The organism is Salmonella sp. FC25216 (assembly GCF_057751355.1).
The window spans coordinates 393,700-410,126 of sequence record NZ_JBDGON010000003.1 but is presented as its reverse complement, the minus strand read 5'-3'; the positions used below and the strand labels follow the sequence as shown (position 1 = coordinate 410,126).

The following is a 16,427-nucleotide window of genomic DNA, read 5'->3' as shown; positions in this document are numbered from 1 at the left end:
AAGCGGAAAAAGGGGGCGACATCACGCCGTCCCAATGGGTTTACAGCAAAACGACGGGCATCCACAACAGCCCGGTGACGATCAGTAGCACCAGGAAGATCAGGCCGAAGATCGCGCCTAATCGCCAGTAATCCACCGTAGGTAAGTAGCCGCTGCCGTAGTAAATCGGGCTGGGGCCGGTCGCATAGGGGGTAAGAATACTGCCCAGACCAATGGCTGCGCCGACCATCAGGCAGAATACCGGTAACGGGATTTCCGGCATCGCCAGCGCGGCGGCAATCATCATTGGCGCCAGCGCCGAGGTATAGGCGGTGGCGCTGGCAAAAAAGTAGCGCAGTAGATAAAAGGCTACGATAAGCGCGACCATCACCATCGTCGGCGAGTAGCCGCTGAGGCCGTTCGCCAGCAGCTTGCCAAACCAGGCGATAAAGCCAGTGTTGTTAAGTCCGGTGGCGAGGGCAATCAGCGACGCCAGCCAAAAGAAGACGTTCCACGCCGCTTTATTGCTGACAATATCGTCCCAGGAGATAATGCGTAATACCAGCATCAGCGCTACCACGCTGTAACCCACCATCGCGGCATCAATATAGTCGCCGCCAAAAATCCACAGCGCCAGCGCACCCACCATCAGCGCCAGCATTCTTTTTTCGCGTGAGCAAAGCGGGCCCATCGTTTTCAGTTCCGTCTCGGCCCAGCGTGGCACCTGATCGCCCGATTTCAGCACCGGCGGGTAGAACACGTAGGCCAGCCACGGCACCAGAAGTACCAGCAGGATACTGAGCGGCAGCATCCCTAAGAACCAGTCGCCCCAGCCTAATGCCGCATGCGATGCGCTTTTCATCAGTCCCATCAGCAGTAGGTTAGGCGCCATGGCGGTCAGGAAAACGGCGCTGGTGACGCAGTCGGCGGTGATCCCCATCCACATAATATAGGAACCGATGGAACGGGAGCTGGCGTCGTTAGGCTGGGAATGATAGAGCGGCGGCAGATTGCGAATAATCGGGTAGACAATGCCTGCGCCGCGCGCGGAGTTGGATGGCGTCACCGGGGCGAGAATAAGTTCGGACAGCATTACCGCGTAGCCGAGAAACAGTGTGCGGTGCCCCATTTTTTTTACCAGGATTAGCGCAATACGCCGACCGAGACCGGTTTTCTCATAGCCCGTGCCAAACATAAAAGCCGCGAAAATCAGCCAGATAACCGAGTTTGAAAAGCCTGATACCGCCCATGATAGCGCTTTAGCGGTAAATTTAAACCCGTCCTGCGCGAGTTGCTCCGGGCTGAACAGCAGCCACGGCGAAAGGATGGCGATGATCGAAATCCCTATCATCGCCACCACCGCGCCGGGTACTGGTTCCAGAATTAATCCCACAATCACGCCGGCAAAGACCGCGAAATAGCGCCAGGTATGGCTTTCAAGACCGGTGGGAACGGGCAGAACCGCAATAATCGCGATGACCAGCAGCGGCGCCAGATATCGCCACCAGGCAGTTAAAGGTGCCATTATTGTATCCCTGCGAAAGAGGAGAGGCGAAACGCCTCCCCGGAAAGGTTATTTGATGTAGTGGACGTGCTCGCAAATCTCATCGACGATCGGGCCGCGACGTTCGGCGAACTGTTTTTTGTTTTCGGCGATCAGGTTATTGCCGTGGGTATCGATAGAGACAATCAGCGGCCCGAACTCTTTCACACGACAGACCCACAGGGATTCCGGCATCCCCAGTTCTGTCCAGTGCACCTCTTCAATCTCCTCAACCTGGGTGGCCGCCAGTACCGCGCAGCCTGCCGGGAAGATCACGTGTAACGCTTTGAATTTTTGGCAACCTTCTTCAGTGAGCGGTCCCATGCCGCCTTTTCCCACCACCAGCTTCACGCCGGTCTGTTCAATAAACTCTTTTTCAAAGGTTTCCATACGCATACTGGTGGTTGGGCCGACGGAGATCATTTCCCATTTTTCACCGTTCTTACGCACGATCGGCCCGGCGTGGAAAATCGCTTTGCCGTTGAGGTCGTAAGGAATAGGGCGCTTAAGTTCGATCAGACGGCGGTGGCAGACGTCACGGCAGGTGACCAGCGTGCCGGTCAGGTAGATCACATCGCCAACATGAATATCTTCCAGATCTTCAGCTTTGATCGGGGTTGTCAGGATCTTTTTCATAACGCGCTCCGGGTGTGGGACAGGTTTTCGAAGGAGAGGTCAGAGTGGACCAGCAGCGTACCGCGACGGTGCGCCCAGCAGCCGGTGGAGACCGCCACGCCAATGGTGGAAGGGTGACGCGCAGCGGATTCGATATGTACGCCCATCACCGAGCTATTGCCGGTCAACCCTTGTGGGCCGATCCCCAGACGGTTGAGTCCCTCTTCCAGACGCAGCTCCAGCTCAGCCGCCTTCGGATTAGGATGGCGAGTGCCGATCGGACGTAATATCGCTTTACGTGACAGCACGGCGGCAGTTTCAACGGAAGTCGCGATCCCGACGCCGACCAGCACCGGCGGGCAGGCGTTAACCGCCAGTGTAGAGATATTTTCAAAAACGAATTTCACCACGCCTTCGTAGCCTTCAGAGGGCATCAGCACTTTGGAGCGCCCCGGCAATGTGCAGCCGCCGCCCGCCATGTAGACTTCGATTTCCGCGTCGTCGCCGTCCGGAATAATGTCCCAGGTGACCCACGGTACGCCGCTACCGGTATTTTTGCCGGTGTTTACTTCGTCGAAAATTTCTACCGCGTTATGGCGCAACGGTGCTTTGACGGTGGCATCTTCCACCGCCTGCTTCAGAATGTCTTGCAGCTCGCCCAGCAACGGGAAACGGGAACCGACCTTCACGAAGAACATGATTTCACCGGTGTCCTGACACGCCGGTCGATTCAGATCGATCGCTTTTTGCATGTTGTCGAACATCGTGTGGTAGATGATTTTCCCCATCGATGACGTTTCAGCGTCGCGTAGCTGCTTTAATTTATCTACCACGTCATCGGGCATCCGGGTGGATATCATGGCGGTAAACTGAGCGACAATTTCTGTCAGCGTATTTATCGCTTTTTGCTTATTTTCATTGCTCATTATGTCAACTCCAGGACTTTTATTTATCTGGAAATAAATGTTTCGGCATAAACTACCACTAAAAGCAGGGTTTTATATTTATTGGCGGTGTGTATATGTAATTAACAGTTCGTGAATCACAGCTAAAAAAGAGACGAAAATTGCGCCAGGGCAGGAATTAAAAAGCCGGCTGGAAGTACACTATAACGCTCAACACCACGGATAATCCGACAATGCTTAATACATTTCCCTTAGCCAAAGATTTACAGGTACTGGTTGAAATTGTTCATGCCGGAAGTTTTAGCGCCGCCGCCGCCGCGTTAGGGCAGACGCCGGCATTTGTGACTAAACGTATCCAGATTCTGGAGACGACTCTCGCCAGTACGCTACTGAACCGCTCGGCAAGAGGCGTAGCGCTGACGGAAAGCGGGCAGCGTTGTTATGAGCATGCGATGGCGATCCTCACGCAATATCAGCGGCTGGTGGACGAGGTGACGCAAATAAAAACGCGCCCTGCCGGGATGATCCGTATTGGCTGTAGCTTCGGCTTTGGCCGCAGCCATATTGCGCCGGCGATTACCGAATTAATGCGCAGCTATCCGGAATTACAGGTACATTTCGAACTTTTCGATCGGCAAATTGATCTGGTGCAGGATAATATCGATTTGGATATTCGTATTAATGATGATATCCCTGACTATTATATTGCCCATTTGTTAACGAAAAATAAAAGAATACTCTGTGCTGCGCCGGCTTATTTACAAAAATATGCCGCGCCGGAAACGTTGCGGGAATTAAGCCGTCACGACTGCCTGGTGACGAAAGAACGGGATATGACCCACGGTATATGGGAATTGGGTAACGGTCAGGAAAAAAGGTCGGTAAAGGTCACAGGGCATCTTTCTTCCAACAGCGGTGAAATTGTGTTGCAGTGGGCGCTGGAAGGCAAAGGCATCATGCTGCGTTCTGAGTGGGATGTGCAGCCGTTTTTACAGAGTGGGGAGTTAGTCCGCGTATTACCTGACTATGCGCAAAGCGCTAATATCTGGGCGGTCTACCGGGAACCGCTTTATCGCAGCGTGAAACTCCGGGTCTGCGTCGAGTTTTTAGCCGCATGGTGCCAGCAGCGGCTCGGCAAACCCGATGAGGGATATCAGGTCTTTCAGGCCGGATAAGACACTTTACATCGCCATCCGGCGATGCGTAGGCACGGCATAGCGCAAAAAACTACTCCGAATCTTTCTGGCGTTTCTTTTTCAGCTTCGTCCAGATTTTCGTCTCCTGGCGACGCCACAGACGCTGGATGTTGTCATGATGGCGCAGCAAAATGAGGCATGACAGCATCGACACCGGGAAGGTAAACTGCGGTTTAAACCACCAGACGTAAAACGGCGCAATCAAGGCGCTGACAATCGCCCCTAACGATGAATAACCGCTTAACAGGACCGTCAGCAGCCAGGTGCCTGCCATGACGCCGGTTAAATCCCAGCCGATGGGCGCAATGGCACCAAATGCGGTTGCTACGCCTTTTCCGCCTTTAAAGCCAAAAAAGACCGGCCAGATATGTCCCAGACAGGCGGCGATGGCGATAAGCCCAAGCCAGAAAGGGGTAACGCCTAACGCATACGCGCCCCAGACGGGCAACATGCCTTTAAGGATGTCAAAAATAAGTACCGCGACAGCCGCTCCCTTGCCACCGATTCGTAATACGTTTGTCGCGCCCGGGTTGCCAGAGCCGCTTTCACGCGGATCGGGCAGCCCAGCGATGCGGCAAACCAGAATGGCACTGGAAATTGAGCCGCAGAGGTACGCGAAGAGGATCATTCCAGGCGCGATTGCACTCATAAGCTGTTCCGTTTTGAAAGTGTCGTTTTATTTACTATTTCTGTGGATAATACGCACATTTCGCCGGAAGTGGTATCCGGCTTAGCTAAAAAGCAGGCAGGTCGTGATGGATATTGTATTTATAGAGCAACTTTCGGTAATCACCACTATCGGTGTTTACGACTGGGAACAGACTATCGAACAGAAACTGGTGTTCGATATCGAAATGGCATGGGATAACCGCAAGTCGGCGAAAAGCGATGATGTCGCAGATTGTCTCAGTTACGCGGATATTGCCGATACGGTGATTAGCCATGTTGAAGGCGGGCGTTTTGCGCTGGTCGAGCGCGTAGCGGAAGAGGTGGCGGATCTACTGCTTAGCCGATTCAACTCCCCGTGGGTGCGCATTAAGCTGAGCAAGCCAGGCGCCGTCGCGCGTGCGGCGAACGTGGGGGTAATTATTGAGCGTGGCAATAATCTGAAATAAAAATAAATAATTTTATATTTTTTAAACCAAACGGTTATATATGGGTCTTAATGCGAGATCCATTTTGCAGTGTTTTTCATTTTAGGGGTTTATTGATGAGCGATATGCACTCGCTGCTGATTGCGGCAATTTTGGGTGTGGTCGAAGGATTGACGGAGTTTTTGCCGGTATCCAGCACGGGCCATATGATTATTGTGGGTCATCTGCTGGGGTTTGAAGGCGATACGGCCAAGACGTTTGAAGTGGTGATTCAACTTGGATCTATTCTGGCGGTCGTGGTGATGTTCTGGCGGCGGTTGTTTGGCCTAATCGGTATTCACTTTGGTCGCCCGCTACAGCGTGAAGGTGAAAGTAAAGGCCGATTAACGTTGATTCACATCCTGCTGGGCATGATTCCGGCGGTGGTGCTCGGGTTAGTCTTTCATGACACGATCAAGTCGCTATTTAACCCGATTAATGTGATGTACGCGCTGGTGGTGGGCGGCCTGTTGCTGATTGCTGCCGAGTGCCTGAAGCCGAAAGAGCCGCGCGCGCCGGGGCTGGATGATATGACGTATCGTCAGGCGTTTATGATTGGCTGTTTCCAGTGTCTGGCGCTGTGGCCGGGTTTCTCGCGTTCCGGAGCGACCATTTCCGGTGGGATGCTGATGGGCGTCAGCCGTTACGCCGCCTCTGAGTTCTCGTTCTTACTGGCTGTGCCGATGATGATGGGCGCAACGGTTCTGGATCTCTACAAAAGTTGGTCATTCCTGACCGCAGCGGATATTCCGATGTTTGCGGTGGGCTTTGTGACGGCGTTTGTGGTCGCGCTGATCGCCATCAAAACCTTCCTGCAACTGATTAAGCGTATCTCGTTTATTCCGTTTGCGATTTACCGCTTTGTGGTGGCGGCTGCCGTTTACGTCGTCTTCTTCTGATGATTGACCGTGCCGGATGGCGGCGTACCGCCTTGTCCGGCCTAACTGTTTTGTCGGCCTGATAAGCGCAGCGCCATCAGGCAATTTAGCGTGCCGGATGGCGTTTAGCTGGCGGGTTTCGGGCAGCGCTTCTCTTTCCAACTGGTAACCGCTGCAATTCGTCGCTTAGTCAGCTCCTCGCGAATCTCGATGCCCTTAAATCCGGCCTCCACCACCCCTTTAGTCGGTACCGCCTGCGCTACCTGCCAGGCTTCGCGCAGCCAGCGCCCCTGCGGGTAATCCGACGCTTCAAAGCCGGTACGCCCACGGACGTCGGCCTCGCTGGTCAGCGCAATCTGCTCGACGCGCTGCGGTTTACGCCATGCATCAATGGCGTCAAACAGCTTAACGATTGTTTTCGGCTGGAGTATTGGAAAGGTGTGGATCAGATCGTGGTACTCGGCGACCAGTTTAGCTAAATCACGCAGGTCATTGGGGACGCGCAAACGCTGGCATAACTGTTCGACCAGCTTCACGCCCGCCGGGCCGTGGCCGTGATGGCGTGGCCAGAGATTTTTCGGCGTTAAGCCTTTGCCCAGATCATGACAAAGCGTGGCGAAACGGACATCAAGCTGCGGACTGAGCATGGCGGCCATCGACAGCGTCATCAACGTATGAACTCCGGTATCAATTTCCGGATGCCACTTTGCCGGCGCGGGCACGCCAAACAGGGCGTCGATTTCCGGAAACAGGACGCGCAGGGCGCCGCAGTCGCGTAATACCTGGAAGTAAATTTGCGGATTGCGGGTGGTAAGCGCATTTTCCGTCTCTTTCCATACCCGTTCCGGCGTCAGATGTTCCAGCTCGCCTGCCGCGGTCATTTCGCGCATTAACGCCAGTGTTTCATCGGCGATACGGAAACTAAGATGGGCGTAACGGGCGGCAAAACGCGCCACGCGCAATACGCGCAAGGGATCTTCGCCAAACGCGGGAGAGACATGGCGCAGTAGACGCGTCTCCAGATCCCGGCGCCCGTGGTAAGGGTCGATAATCTGGCCGTCATCGTCGCGCGCCAGAGCGTTAATGGTCAGATCGCGGCGCTGGAGATCGGCTTCCAGGGTAACGTCCGGCGCGGCATAGCAGGTGAAGCCCGTGTAGCCGGAGCCGGATTTACGCTCGGTACGCGCCAGCGCGTATTCTTCGTGAGTTTGCGGATGGAGAAACACGGGAAAATCACGGCCTACCTGCTGGTAGCCCGCATCGAGCATCTCCTGCGGCGTGGCGCCGACAACGACCCAATCTTTATCTTTAACCGGTAGCCCTAACAACGCATCCCGAACCGCACCACCGACCAGATAAATCTTCACGCCATTTTCCTTTTAAAAACGATCATTTCCTAATGATAAGACAGTGCGGCGGAGAAGGCGATTTAGTTCATCCAGCGGTCTTTGCGTTTACGACTTGGGATCATATGCGGCAGCACCAGCCCTAACAGCAAGCCAATGCCCAACACGCCGCCGCCATACATAAACCACTGCATAATAATGGTGCGCTGTTTGTCATCCAGTTGCAGATTCGCGGCGCTAACTTTTTTCTGCGCCACAATCAGCTCGTTTTTCAGCTTCTGGTTCTCTTCTTTTAGCCCGTTGATGACGCTGTCGCTTTGCGCCACTTTCTGCTGCATGTCGGCGGTGCGCTGATTCCACGTGGTATCAATATTGTTGAGTTTATCGGTCAACGTTTTGACCTGATTCTCCAGATCCGGCACGCGGGTACGCAGGCTTGGCGTGGTATTCAGTTCTTTTAACGGTATCCAGGCAGTACGACCAGAACTGTCTTTGATTTGACCATAGTTGGCATCGCTCTGTAAGAGCGTGACTTCCTCGCCGGCGTTGACGGTACCCACGAGGCGATAATTATCTCCCGGACCGCTGCGGACCCAGGTATTCAGTTCATCAGAAACGTAACGCGTCTCTTCAGCATGAGAGACGGCGGTGGCGCTAAGCGCAAGTAAAGTTAGTCCAATCAGGCGTAATTTTGGCATCAGGCTGTCGTTATTGTCAGAGAAAGTGGAACGATAGTAACGGCATCAGTGTCGCTACGCAAAGCAGTCGACATCAATCGGAATCATCTGTGTCGCCTTTGCCGCTACGTCAAACTTTTACGCCCGTCAAATTGCTCGTTGCATGGCAATTTGGCGCAAAATACTATCTACTGACAAAAATAATGCGGGTAAGTTCGCCAACAATCTTCCCATATGTGACATAACCAATAAGTACAAGGCCATGGCTCAGGAAATCGAATTAAAGTTTATCGTCAATCACGACGCCGTAGATGCGCTGCGAAATCATCTTCATACGCTCGGCGGCGAGCATCATGCGCCCAGCCAGTTGCTGAATATCTACTACGAAACGCCTGATAACTGGCTACGCCGCCACGATATGGGACTGCGTATTCGTGGTGAAAATGGGCGCTATGAAATGACCATGAAAATTGCCGGCCGGGTAACCGGCGGGCTGCACCAGCGACCCGAATACAATGTCGCGCTAAGCGAACCCGTTCTGGATCTGACGCAACTCCCGGCGGAGGTCTGGCCGGACGGCAAACTGCCCGTTGGCCTGGCATCAAGCGTACAACCGCTGTTCAGCACCGATTTTTACCGCGAAAAATGGTGCCTGGACGTTGACGGTAGCAAGATTGAAATTGCGCTCGATCTCGGCGACGTAAAAGCGGGCGAGTTTGCCGAACCGATTTGTGAACTGGAGCTTGAGTTGCTTCGCGGCGATACGCGCGCCGTATTAAAGCTGGCGAAGCAACTGCTGTCGCAAATCGGTTTGCGTCAGGGCAGTCTGAGTAAGGCGGCGCGAGGTTATCACCTGGCGCAGGGGAATGCGCCGCGAGAGAATACACCAACGGCAATTCTGCGGACTGCCGCAAAAGCCACTGTAGAACAAGGACTGGAGGCCTCGCTGGATCTGGCGTTGTCACAGTGGCAGTACCATGAAGAGCTCTGGCTGCGCGGCGACGAGTCAGCGAAAGAGCACGTGCTGGACGCAATAGGGTTGGTGCGCCATGCCTTAATGCTCTTTGGTGGCATTGTTCCGCGTAAAGCGAGCGCTCACTTACGTGATCTGCTTACCCAGGCGGAAGCGACGATGACATCAGCGGTGTCCGCCGTCACAGCCGTTTATAGTACGCAAACGGCGATGGCGAAACTGGCGTTGACGGAATGGCTGGTGACGAAAGCCTGGCAGCCATTTCTGGACGCGAAGGCGCAGGCCAGAATAGCCGACTCTTTTAAGCGTTTCGCCGACATTCATCTTTCTCGTCATGCTGCTGAATTAAAAAACGTTTTTGGACAACCGCTGGGTGATAAGTATCGCGACCAGTTGCCGCGTTTGACTCGCGATATCGACAGCGTTTTACTGCTGGCGGGATATTATGATGCGATGGTTGCGCAGGCATGGCTGGAGAACTGGCAGGGATTGCGTCACGCCATTATTACCGGGCAACGTATTGAAATTGAACATTTCCGTAATGAGGCCATTAACCAGCAACCGTTCTGGTTGCACAGCGGAAAACGATAATCAGAACCGTAGAAAGTGCCTGATGGCGCTGCGCTTATCAGGCTTACGGTATGCGGACTTGTAGGCCGGATAAGGCGAAACGCCGCCATCTGGCATTATTTAAAGGATATCCCTAAATGACGCCGCTCTCTTCACCCTTATCGCAGTACTGGCAGACCGTTGTTGAGCGCCTACCAGAAGGATTTACTGAGACATCGCTTAGCGCGCAGGCGAAGTCAGTACTTACATTTAGCGATTTTGCGCTGGACAGCGTGATAGCGCATCCAGAGTGGCTTGCCGAACTGGAATCCGCATCGCCGCAGGCTGATGAATGGCAACATTATGCTGGCTGGTTACAGGAGGCATTGGCAGGTGTCTGTGACGACGCCTCGCTGATGCGTGAACTGAGGCTTTTTCGTCGTCGCATTATGGTACGCATCGCCTGGGCGCAGGCGCTGTCGCTGGTGGAAGATGAGACTATTTTACAGCAGTTGAGCCATCTGGCGGAGACGCTCATTATTGGCGCGCGCGACTGGCTGTATGCCGCCTGTTGCCGCGAATGGGGGACCCCCTGTAACCCGCAGGGCGTTCCGCAACCGCTGCTGATTTTAGGCATGGGCAAGCTGGGCGGCGGCGAACTGAATTTTTCTTCTGATATCGATCTGATTTTCGTCTGGCCGGAACATGGCGCGACCCGGGGTGGGCGTCGTGAACTCGATAACGCCCAGTTCTTTACGCGTCTCGGGCAGCGGCTGATCAAAGCGCTGGATCAGCCCACAATGGATGGTTTTGTCTATCGGGTTGACATGCGCCTGCGACCGTTTGGCGACAGCGGCCCGCTGGTGCTGAGTTTTGCCGCGCTGGAGGATTACTATCAGGAACAAGGACGTGACTGGGAACGTTACGCCATGGTGAAAGCGCGGCTCATGGGCGATAACGACGACGCCTGGTCTCGTGAATTACGCGCCATGCTGCGGCCTTTCGTTTTCCGCCGCTATATCGATTTCAGCGTCATCCAGTCGCTACGCAATATGAAAGGGATGATCGCCCGCGAAGTGCGCCGCCGCGGTTTGAAAGACAACATTAAACTTGGCGCGGGCGGTATTCGTGAAATTGAGTTTATCGTGCAGGTATTCCAGTTGATCCGCGGCGGACGCGAGCCGTCGCTACAGTCGCGTTCGTTACTGCCGACGTTAAATGCTATCACGGCGTTGCATTTGCTGCCTGAGAATGACGTGGCGCAATTGCGTGCGGCCTATCTTTTTTTACGTCGCCTGGAGAATCTGCTGCAAAGCATCAATGACGAACAGACGCAAACGTTGCCTGCCGACGATCTGAATCGGGCGCGGCTGGCCTGGGGGATGAATACGAATAACTGGCCGCAGCTTGTTGGTAAACTGACGGATCATATGGCTAACGTACGCCGCGTATTCAACGAATTAATTGGCGATGATGAGGCCGATACCCCGCAGGAGGAAGAGCGTTCAGAGCCGTGGCGTGAAGTATGGCAGGATGCGCTACAGGAGGATGATTCGACGCCAGTGCTGGCGCATTTAGCCGATGAGGATCGGCGACAGGTTCTGACCCTCATCGCTGACTTCCGTAAGGAACTGGATAAACGCCCTATCGGCCCGCGCGGGCGGCAGGTGCTGGACCAACTGATGCCGCACTTGCTTGCCGACGTCTGTTCCCGCAAAGACGCCGCCGTTACGCTATCGCGTATCACGCCGTTGTTGGCGGGGATTGTCACCCGCACCACCTATCTGGAGCTGCTGAGTGAATTTCCCGGCGCGCTGAAACACCTGATTATGCTCTGCGCCGCTTCGCCAATGATAGCGAGCCAACTGGCGCGCTATCCGTTGTTGCTTGATGAACTGCTCGACCCCGGTACGCTTTATCAGCCGACGGCTACCGACGCTTACCGCGACGAATTACGCCAATATTTGCTGCGCGTGCCGGAAGAGGACGAAGAACAGCAACTGGAAGCATTACGCCAGTTTAAACAGGCGCAGCTTTTGCGGATTGCGGCGGCGGATATTGCCGGTACGCTGCCAGTGATGAAAGTGAGCGATCACCTCACCTGGCTGGCGGAGGCGATGATTGATGCTGTAGTACAGCAGGCGTGGACGCAGATGGTCGCGCGTTATGGTCAACCAACGCATCTGGATGATCGTCAGGGGCGGGGATTCGCGGTCGTCGGCTATGGCAAGTTGGGCGGATGGGAGCTGGGCTACAGTTCCGATCTGGATCTTATCTTCCTGCATGACTGTCCGATGGACGTTATGACTAACGGCGAACGCGAAATCGATGGGCGACAGTTTTATCTGCGCCTGGCGCAGCGCATTATGCATCTGTTCAGTACGCGCACCTCCTCCGGCATTTTGTATGAGGTGGATGCGCGTCTACGCCCCTCTGGCGCGGCGGGAATGCTGGTGACTTCAGCGGACGCGTTTGCCGATTATCAGCAGCATGAAGCCTGGACCTGGGAACATCAGGCGTTGGTGCGCGCTCGCGTGGTATATGGCGACCCGCAGCTTACCTCACAGTTTGATGCGGTACGCCGCACTATCATGACGACGGCGCGCGACGGCAAGACATTGCAGACTGAAGTGCGTGAAATGCGTGAGAAAATGCGGGCACATCTCGGCAATAAGTATCGCGATCGTTTTGATATTAAAGCTGATGAAGGCGGTATTACGGATATTGAGTTTATCGCGCAATATTTGGTACTGCGCTACGCTCATGAAAAACCTAAATTAACGCGCTGGTCTGATAACGTGCGCATCCTGGATCTTCTGGCGCAAAACGGCATTATGGATGAACAGGAAGCGCAGGCGCTGACGGTAGCCTACACCACACTGCGTGATGAACTGCATCATCTGGCGTTGCAGGAGCTTCCCGGCCATGTGGCGCAGACGTGTTTTAGTAAAGAGCGCGCGCTGGTGCAGGCAAGCTGGCGGAAGTGGCTGGTAGCCGTCTGAATTATGCTATTATCGCGCGCAAATTTTGAATCTCTCAGGAGACAGGAATGAAAGTAAATCTGCCAGCGTTTGAACGTGCAGGCGTCATGGTTGTGGGTGATGTAATGCTGGATCGCTACTGGTATGGCCCTACTTGCCGTATTTCACCGGAAGCGCCGGTGCCGGTTGTTAAGGTGAATACCGTTGAGGAACGTCCGGGCGGCGCGGCGAACGTGGCGATGAACATTGCGTCTCTGGGAGCGAACGCCCGTCTGGTCGGCCTGACGGGTATTGATGACGCCGCGCGCGCGCTGAGCAAAACGTTGGCGGAGGTCAATGTGAAGTGCGACTTCGTTTCTGTGCCGACGCATCCGACGATTACCAAACTGCGCGTGCTGTCACGTAATCAGCAGCTCATTCGTCTTGATTTTGAAGAAGGCTTTGAGGGGGTGGACCCGCAGCCGTTACATGAGCGTATCAACCAGGCGCTGGGATCGATCGGCGCGCTGGTATTGTCCGATTATGCCAAAGGCGCTCTGACCAGCGTGCAGACTATGATTGCCCTGGCTCGCCAGGCGGACGTGCCGGTGCTCATCGATCCGAAAGGAACGGATTTTGAACGTTACCGCGGCGCTACGCTACTGACGCCAAACCTTTCTGAATTTGAGGCGGTCGCGGGGAAATGTAAAAGTGAAGACGAACTGGTTGAACGCGGCATGAAGCTCATTGCCGATTACGACCTTTCCGCGTTGTTGGTCACGCGTTCCGAGCAGGGAATGACGCTGCTGCAACCGAATAAAGCGCCGCTACATATGCCGACGCAGGCGCAGGAAGTTTATGATGTTACCGGTGCGGGCGATACGGTGATCGGCGTGCTGGCGGCGACGCTGGCGGCGGGAAATACTCTGGAAGAGGCGTGCTATTTCGCCAATGCGGCGGCGGGCGTAGTGGTGGGTAAACTCGGGACGTCAACGGTTTCCCCTATTGAGCTGGAAAACGCAGTGCGCGGACGCGCGGATACCGGCTTCGGCGTCATGACCGAAGAGGAGCTGAAACAGGCCGTCGCCAGCGCGCGTAAGCGTGGCGAGAAAGTGGTCATGACCAACGGCGTTTTCGATATTCTGCACGCGGGCCACGTCTCTTATCTGGCGAACGCGCGCAAACTGGGCGACCGCCTGATTGTTGCGGTCAATAGTGACGCCTCGACCAAACGTCTGAAAGGCGAAAGCCGTCCGGTTAATCCGCTCGAACAGCGTATGATCGTGCTGGGTGCGCTGGAGTCGGTTGACTGGGTTGTCTCATTTGAAGAGGATACGCCGCAACGACTGATTGCCGGTATTCTGCCAGATCTGCTGGTAAAAGGCGGTGACTATAAGCCGGAAGAGATTGCGGGCAGCGAAGAGGTCTGGGCCAACGGCGGCGAAGTCATGGTGCTGAACTTCGAAGATGGTTGTTCAACGACCAATATCATCAAAAAGATCCAGACTGAGAGCGAGAAGTAAAATCGCGCCATCAGGCGTTACAGACGCTGTGGGCGCTGAATTTGAAGGCGCGTCGGACATTTCGTTTCGACGCGTATATCGCGGTTAACGCTGCTTTTTTTCGACCTAAAATAAAGGAATAAGGGTGAGAGGGGATCTCTCCCCCTCTGATTGGCTGTTAGTAAGCTGCGAAACTTATCGGTAACAGACCAATCAGTATGATGACCTGTTGCATCATAACCCTTTCCTTATTAAAGCCACTTCTTTGGTAGGGGGTTCCCGTTTCAGCCCCTTGCTGATATCGCGATTGTTGGTGAGCGTCCAGCTCTTAAGCCCGCAAGATATTTATACGCCGTCATATTTGGTGGAAATTGTGATTTTGCGCATTAAATTTGCGCACGTTATGTATAAAACCGTCGTACATATAGAGAAATACTGAAATTAGAAAAAGCATATAGCCTTAACAGAATTCAATCACTGGAGGGTATGCTGATGAACAATAATAACGTCTATTCATTAAATAATTTCGATTTTCTGGCGCGCAGCTTTGCCAGAATGCAGGCGGAGGGGCGTCCTGTTGATATCCAGGCTGTAACCGGCAATATGGACGAGGAGCACCGCGACTGGTTTTGCAAGCGTTACGCGCTTTACTGTCAGCAGGCGACTCAGGCGAAAAAGTTAGAATTAGAACACTAACCCTGGCTCCCTTTACCGGCGCAGGGCATGATTAAGATCTTATATGAGCGGGCCGTCAGGCCCGTTCACGTTTTTACTCTTGTGGATCGACTGGCGGAATGGCGGGCGCAGGTTTTACTTCCTGTGGTTTGTCGCGAGCTTCCAGTTCGCTGAGGCGTTGCTCCAGCAGCGCCAGTTTTTCCCGGGTGCGCAGCAAAACCTGAGTCTGGACATCAAACTCTTCGCGGCTCACCAGATCGAGACGCGTCAGTTGAGATTGCAGCGTTTGACGGATTTTCTTCTCGATATCTTCCCCGAACTCGCGAATACCTTTCGGCATTGATTCATGAACCTGGCGTGCGATTTGCTCAATTTTTTTCGGGTCAATCATTGTGGTTTCCCTGAACTGGTAAGTGTTAGCTCTTATTGTAGTGCGATATGTGGACGCCATAAACCAGAATTGTGTGACGCTATACGGAGTAAAGGCGTTGATGAAGGTAGTCAATAGCGTTATAGTTAACCCGCTTATTCTCAGGGCGGGGCGAAATTCCCCACCGGCGGTAAATCAACGATGTTTAACGCGTTTCTCATTACGGTGCGCCGTGACGAAATGCGAAGAACGGGTTGAAAGCCCGCGAGCGCTTTTTGCAATAGCGAAAAGGTCAGCAGATCCGGTGTAATTCCGGGGCCGACGGTTAAAGTCCGGATGGGAGAGGGTAACGATCCAGTCGGGCATGGACCCGCTCACGTTATTTTTTTGCCGCTTGTCGGCACTCCTAAGACTGCCCTGATTCTGGTAACCATAATGTTAATGAGGTTTTTTTACCATGAATCAGACGCTACTTTCCTCTTTTGGTACGCCTTTTGACCGTGTTGAACTTGCACTGGATGCGCTGCGTGAAGGACGCGGTGTCATGGTGCTTGATGATGAAGACCGTGAAAACGAAGGCGATATGATTTTCCCCGCAGAGACGATGACCGTAGAACAGATGGCGTTAACCATTCGTCACGGTAGCGGTATTGTTTGCCTGTGCATTACTGAAGAGCGCCGTAAGCAGCTTGACTTGCCAATGATGGTGGAAAACAACACCAGCGCCTACGGCACTGGTTTTACCGTGACCATTGAAGCCGCAGAAGGCGTGACTACCGGCGTATCCGCCGCTGACCGTGTGACGACGGTGCGTGCCGCCATCGCAGATGGCGCAAAACCGTCCGATCTTAACCGTCCGGGTCACGTTTTCCCACTGCGCGCTCAGGCGGGCGGCGTGCTGACGCGCGGCGGCCATACGGAGGCGACCATCGATCTGATGACGCTGGCCGGTTTTAAACCTGCAGGCGTACTGTGCGAGCTGACTAACGACGATGGGACGATGGCGCGTGCGCCGGAGTGTATCGCGTTTGCAGCCCAGCATAATATGGCTGTTGTCACGATTGAAGATCTGGTGGCTTATCGTCTGGCGCATGAGCGTAAGGTGAGTTAATCGGATGGCGACGTC

Annotated in this window: 15 protein-coding genes and 1 riboswitch; of the genes, 8 read left to right on the top strand and 7 right to left on the bottom strand. The window is 54.2% G+C overall.

The features are described from left to right. Positions 1-40: 40 nt before the first annotated feature. The 3 genes from AC3G3F_RS08205 to ttdA are packed head-to-tail and all read right to left on the bottom strand — an operon-like array spanning position 41 to position 3,066. Positions 41-1,504 (bottom strand): anion permease, encoded by a 1,464-nt coding sequence (locus AC3G3F_RS08205; RefSeq protein WP_070803598.1) that lies wholly within the window; start codon positions 1,502-1,504, stop codon positions 41-43. A gap of 48 nt (positions 1,505-1,552) precedes the next feature. After that, a complete protein-coding gene (ttdB, locus tag AC3G3F_RS08200; RefSeq protein WP_023248588.1) occupies positions 1,553-2,158 on the bottom strand; it encodes a L(+)-tartrate dehydratase subunit beta in 606 nt (201 codons plus the stop codon). Then, a complete protein-coding gene (gene ttdA, locus AC3G3F_RS08195; RefSeq protein WP_024149712.1) occupies positions 2,155-3,066 on the bottom strand; it encodes a L(+)-tartrate dehydratase subunit alpha in 912 nt (303 codons plus the stop codon). Before ttdA ends, ttdB begins: the two co-directional genes overlap by 4 nt. 209 nt (positions 3,067-3,275) lie before the next feature. Between ttdA and ttdR the strand changes: the two genes are divergently transcribed. Then, a complete protein-coding gene (ttdR, locus tag AC3G3F_RS08190) occupies positions 3,276-4,217 on the top strand; it encodes an L-tartrate utilization transcriptional activator TtdR (RefSeq protein WP_488394779.1) in 942 nt (313 codons plus the stop codon). 52 nt (positions 4,218-4,269) lie between these two features. Here ttdR and plsY read toward each other — a convergent pair whose 3' ends face one another. Next, positions 4,270-4,887: a glycerol-3-phosphate 1-O-acyltransferase PlsY gene (gene plsY, locus AC3G3F_RS08185; protein WP_001272785.1), complete on the bottom strand. Its 618-nt coding sequence runs from the start codon at positions 4,885-4,887 to the stop codon at positions 4,270-4,272. A 106-nt stretch (positions 4,888-4,993) separates the two neighbouring features. On the opposite strand from plsY, the gene folB reads away from it, so the two are divergent. Both folB and bacA read left to right on the top strand, forming a co-directional pair. After that, positions 4,994-5,353, top strand: coding sequence for a bifunctional dihydroneopterin aldolase/7,8-dihydroneopterin epimerase (gene folB, locus AC3G3F_RS08180; RefSeq protein ID WP_023248585.1), 360 nt, complete (start codon positions 4,994-4,996; stop codon positions 5,351-5,353). Between the two features lie 95 nt (positions 5,354-5,448). Further along, positions 5,449-6,270, top strand: coding sequence for an undecaprenyl-diphosphate phosphatase (bacA, locus tag AC3G3F_RS08175; RefSeq protein WP_001281933.1), 822 nt, complete (start codon positions 5,449-5,451; stop codon positions 6,268-6,270). A 104-nt stretch (positions 6,271-6,374) separates the two neighbouring features. Here bacA and AC3G3F_RS08170 read toward each other — a convergent pair whose 3' ends face one another. Both AC3G3F_RS08170 and AC3G3F_RS08165 read right to left on the bottom strand, forming a co-directional pair. After that, on the bottom strand, positions 6,375-7,616 hold the full coding sequence (locus tag AC3G3F_RS08170; RefSeq protein WP_063390835.1) for a multifunctional CCA addition/repair protein: 1,242 nt from the start codon (positions 7,614-7,616) through the stop codon (positions 6,375-6,377). Between the two features lie 62 nt (positions 7,617-7,678). Continuing rightward, positions 7,679-8,293: a TIGR04211 family SH3 domain-containing protein gene (locus AC3G3F_RS08165; protein WP_001125344.1), complete on the bottom strand. Its 615-nt coding sequence runs from the start codon at positions 8,291-8,293 to the stop codon at positions 7,679-7,681. Between the two features lie 241 nt (positions 8,294-8,534). Between AC3G3F_RS08165 and AC3G3F_RS08160 the strand changes: the two genes are divergently transcribed. The 4 genes from AC3G3F_RS08160 (at position 8,535) to glgS (ending at position 14,952) form a co-directional block, all read left to right on the top strand. After that, positions 8,535-9,836: a CYTH domain-containing protein gene (locus AC3G3F_RS08160; RefSeq protein ID WP_488394777.1), complete on the top strand. Its 1,302-nt coding sequence runs from the start codon at positions 8,535-8,537 to the stop codon at positions 9,834-9,836. 116 nt (positions 9,837-9,952) lie between these two features. Beyond that, positions 9,953-12,796, top strand: a complete 2,844-nt coding sequence (gene glnE, locus AC3G3F_RS08155) for a bifunctional [glutamate--ammonia ligase]-adenylyl-L-tyrosine phosphorylase/[glutamate--ammonia-ligase] adenylyltransferase (RefSeq protein ID WP_063390834.1) — start codon at positions 9,953-9,955, stop codon at positions 12,794-12,796. 47 nt (positions 12,797-12,843) lie between these two features. Further along, a complete protein-coding gene (gene hldE / locus AC3G3F_RS08150) occupies positions 12,844-14,277 on the top strand; it encodes a bifunctional D-glycero-beta-D-manno-heptose-7-phosphate kinase/D-glycero-beta-D-manno-heptose 1-phosphate adenylyltransferase HldE (RefSeq protein ID WP_023248580.1) in 1,434 nt (477 codons plus the stop codon). Between the two features lie 465 nt (positions 14,278-14,742). Then, entirely contained in the window at positions 14,743-14,952 is a 210-nt protein-coding gene (glgS, locus tag AC3G3F_RS08145) for a cell surface composition regulator GlgS (RefSeq protein WP_000928925.1), read from the top strand. Positions 14,953-15,025: 73 nt separating this feature from the next. Here glgS and ubiK read toward each other — a convergent pair whose 3' ends face one another. Continuing rightward, positions 15,026-15,322, bottom strand: coding sequence for a ubiquinone biosynthesis accessory factor UbiK (gene ubiK, locus AC3G3F_RS08140; protein WP_023248579.1), 297 nt, complete (start codon positions 15,320-15,322; stop codon positions 15,026-15,028). Between the two features lie 132 nt (positions 15,323-15,454). Continuing rightward, positions 15,455-15,653, top strand: a riboswitch (FMN riboswitch). Positions 15,654-15,758: 105 nt separating this feature from the next. On the opposite strand from ubiK, the gene ribB reads away from it, so the two are divergent. After that, the gene (gene ribB, locus AC3G3F_RS08135) at positions 15,759-16,412 is read left to right on the top strand and encodes a 3,4-dihydroxy-2-butanone-4-phosphate synthase (RefSeq protein ID WP_023248578.1); all 654 of its coding nucleotides are present in this window, start codon (positions 15,759-15,761) and stop codon (positions 16,410-16,412) included. Positions 16,413-16,427: the final 15 nt, after the last annotated feature.

Bases quoted from the DNA above. Each gene is read 5' to 3' on its own strand.
- AC3G3F_RS08205 (WP_070803598.1), bottom strand. From the start codon at position 1,504: ATGGCACCTTTAACTGCCTGGTGGCGATATCTGGCGCCGCTGCTGGTC.
- ttdB (WP_023248588.1), bottom strand. From the start codon at position 2,158: ATGAAAAAGATCCTGACAACCCCGATCAAAGCTGAAGATCTGGAAGAT.
- ttdR (WP_488394779.1), top strand. From the start codon at position 3,276: ATGCTTAATACATTTCCCTTAGCCAAAGATTTACAGGTACTGGTTGAA.
- plsY (WP_001272785.1), bottom strand. From the start codon at position 4,887: ATGAGTGCAATCGCGCCTGGAATGATCCTCTTCGCGTACCTCTGCGGC.
- folB (WP_023248585.1), top strand. From the start codon at position 4,994: ATGGATATTGTATTTATAGAGCAACTTTCGGTAATCACCACTATCGGT.
- bacA (WP_001281933.1), top strand. From the start codon at position 5,449: ATGAGCGATATGCACTCGCTGCTGATTGCGGCAATTTTGGGTGTGGTC.
- AC3G3F_RS08165 (WP_001125344.1), bottom strand. From the start codon at position 8,293: ATGCCAAAATTACGCCTGATTGGACTAACTTTACTTGCGCTTAGCGCC.
- AC3G3F_RS08160 (WP_488394777.1), top strand. From the start codon at position 8,535: ATGGCTCAGGAAATCGAATTAAAGTTTATCGTCAATCACGACGCCGTA.
- glnE (WP_063390834.1), top strand. From the start codon at position 9,953: ATGACGCCGCTCTCTTCACCCTTATCGCAGTACTGGCAGACCGTTGTT.
- hldE (WP_023248580.1), top strand. From the start codon at position 12,844: ATGAAAGTAAATCTGCCAGCGTTTGAACGTGCAGGCGTCATGGTTGTG.
- glgS (WP_000928925.1), top strand. From the start codon at position 14,743: ATGCTGATGAACAATAATAACGTCTATTCATTAAATAATTTCGATTTT.
- ubiK (WP_023248579.1), bottom strand. From the start codon at position 15,322: ATGATTGACCCGAAAAAAATTGAGCAAATCGCACGCCAGGTTCATGAA.
- ribB (WP_023248578.1), top strand. From the start codon at position 15,759: ATGAATCAGACGCTACTTTCCTCTTTTGGTACGCCTTTTGACCGTGTT.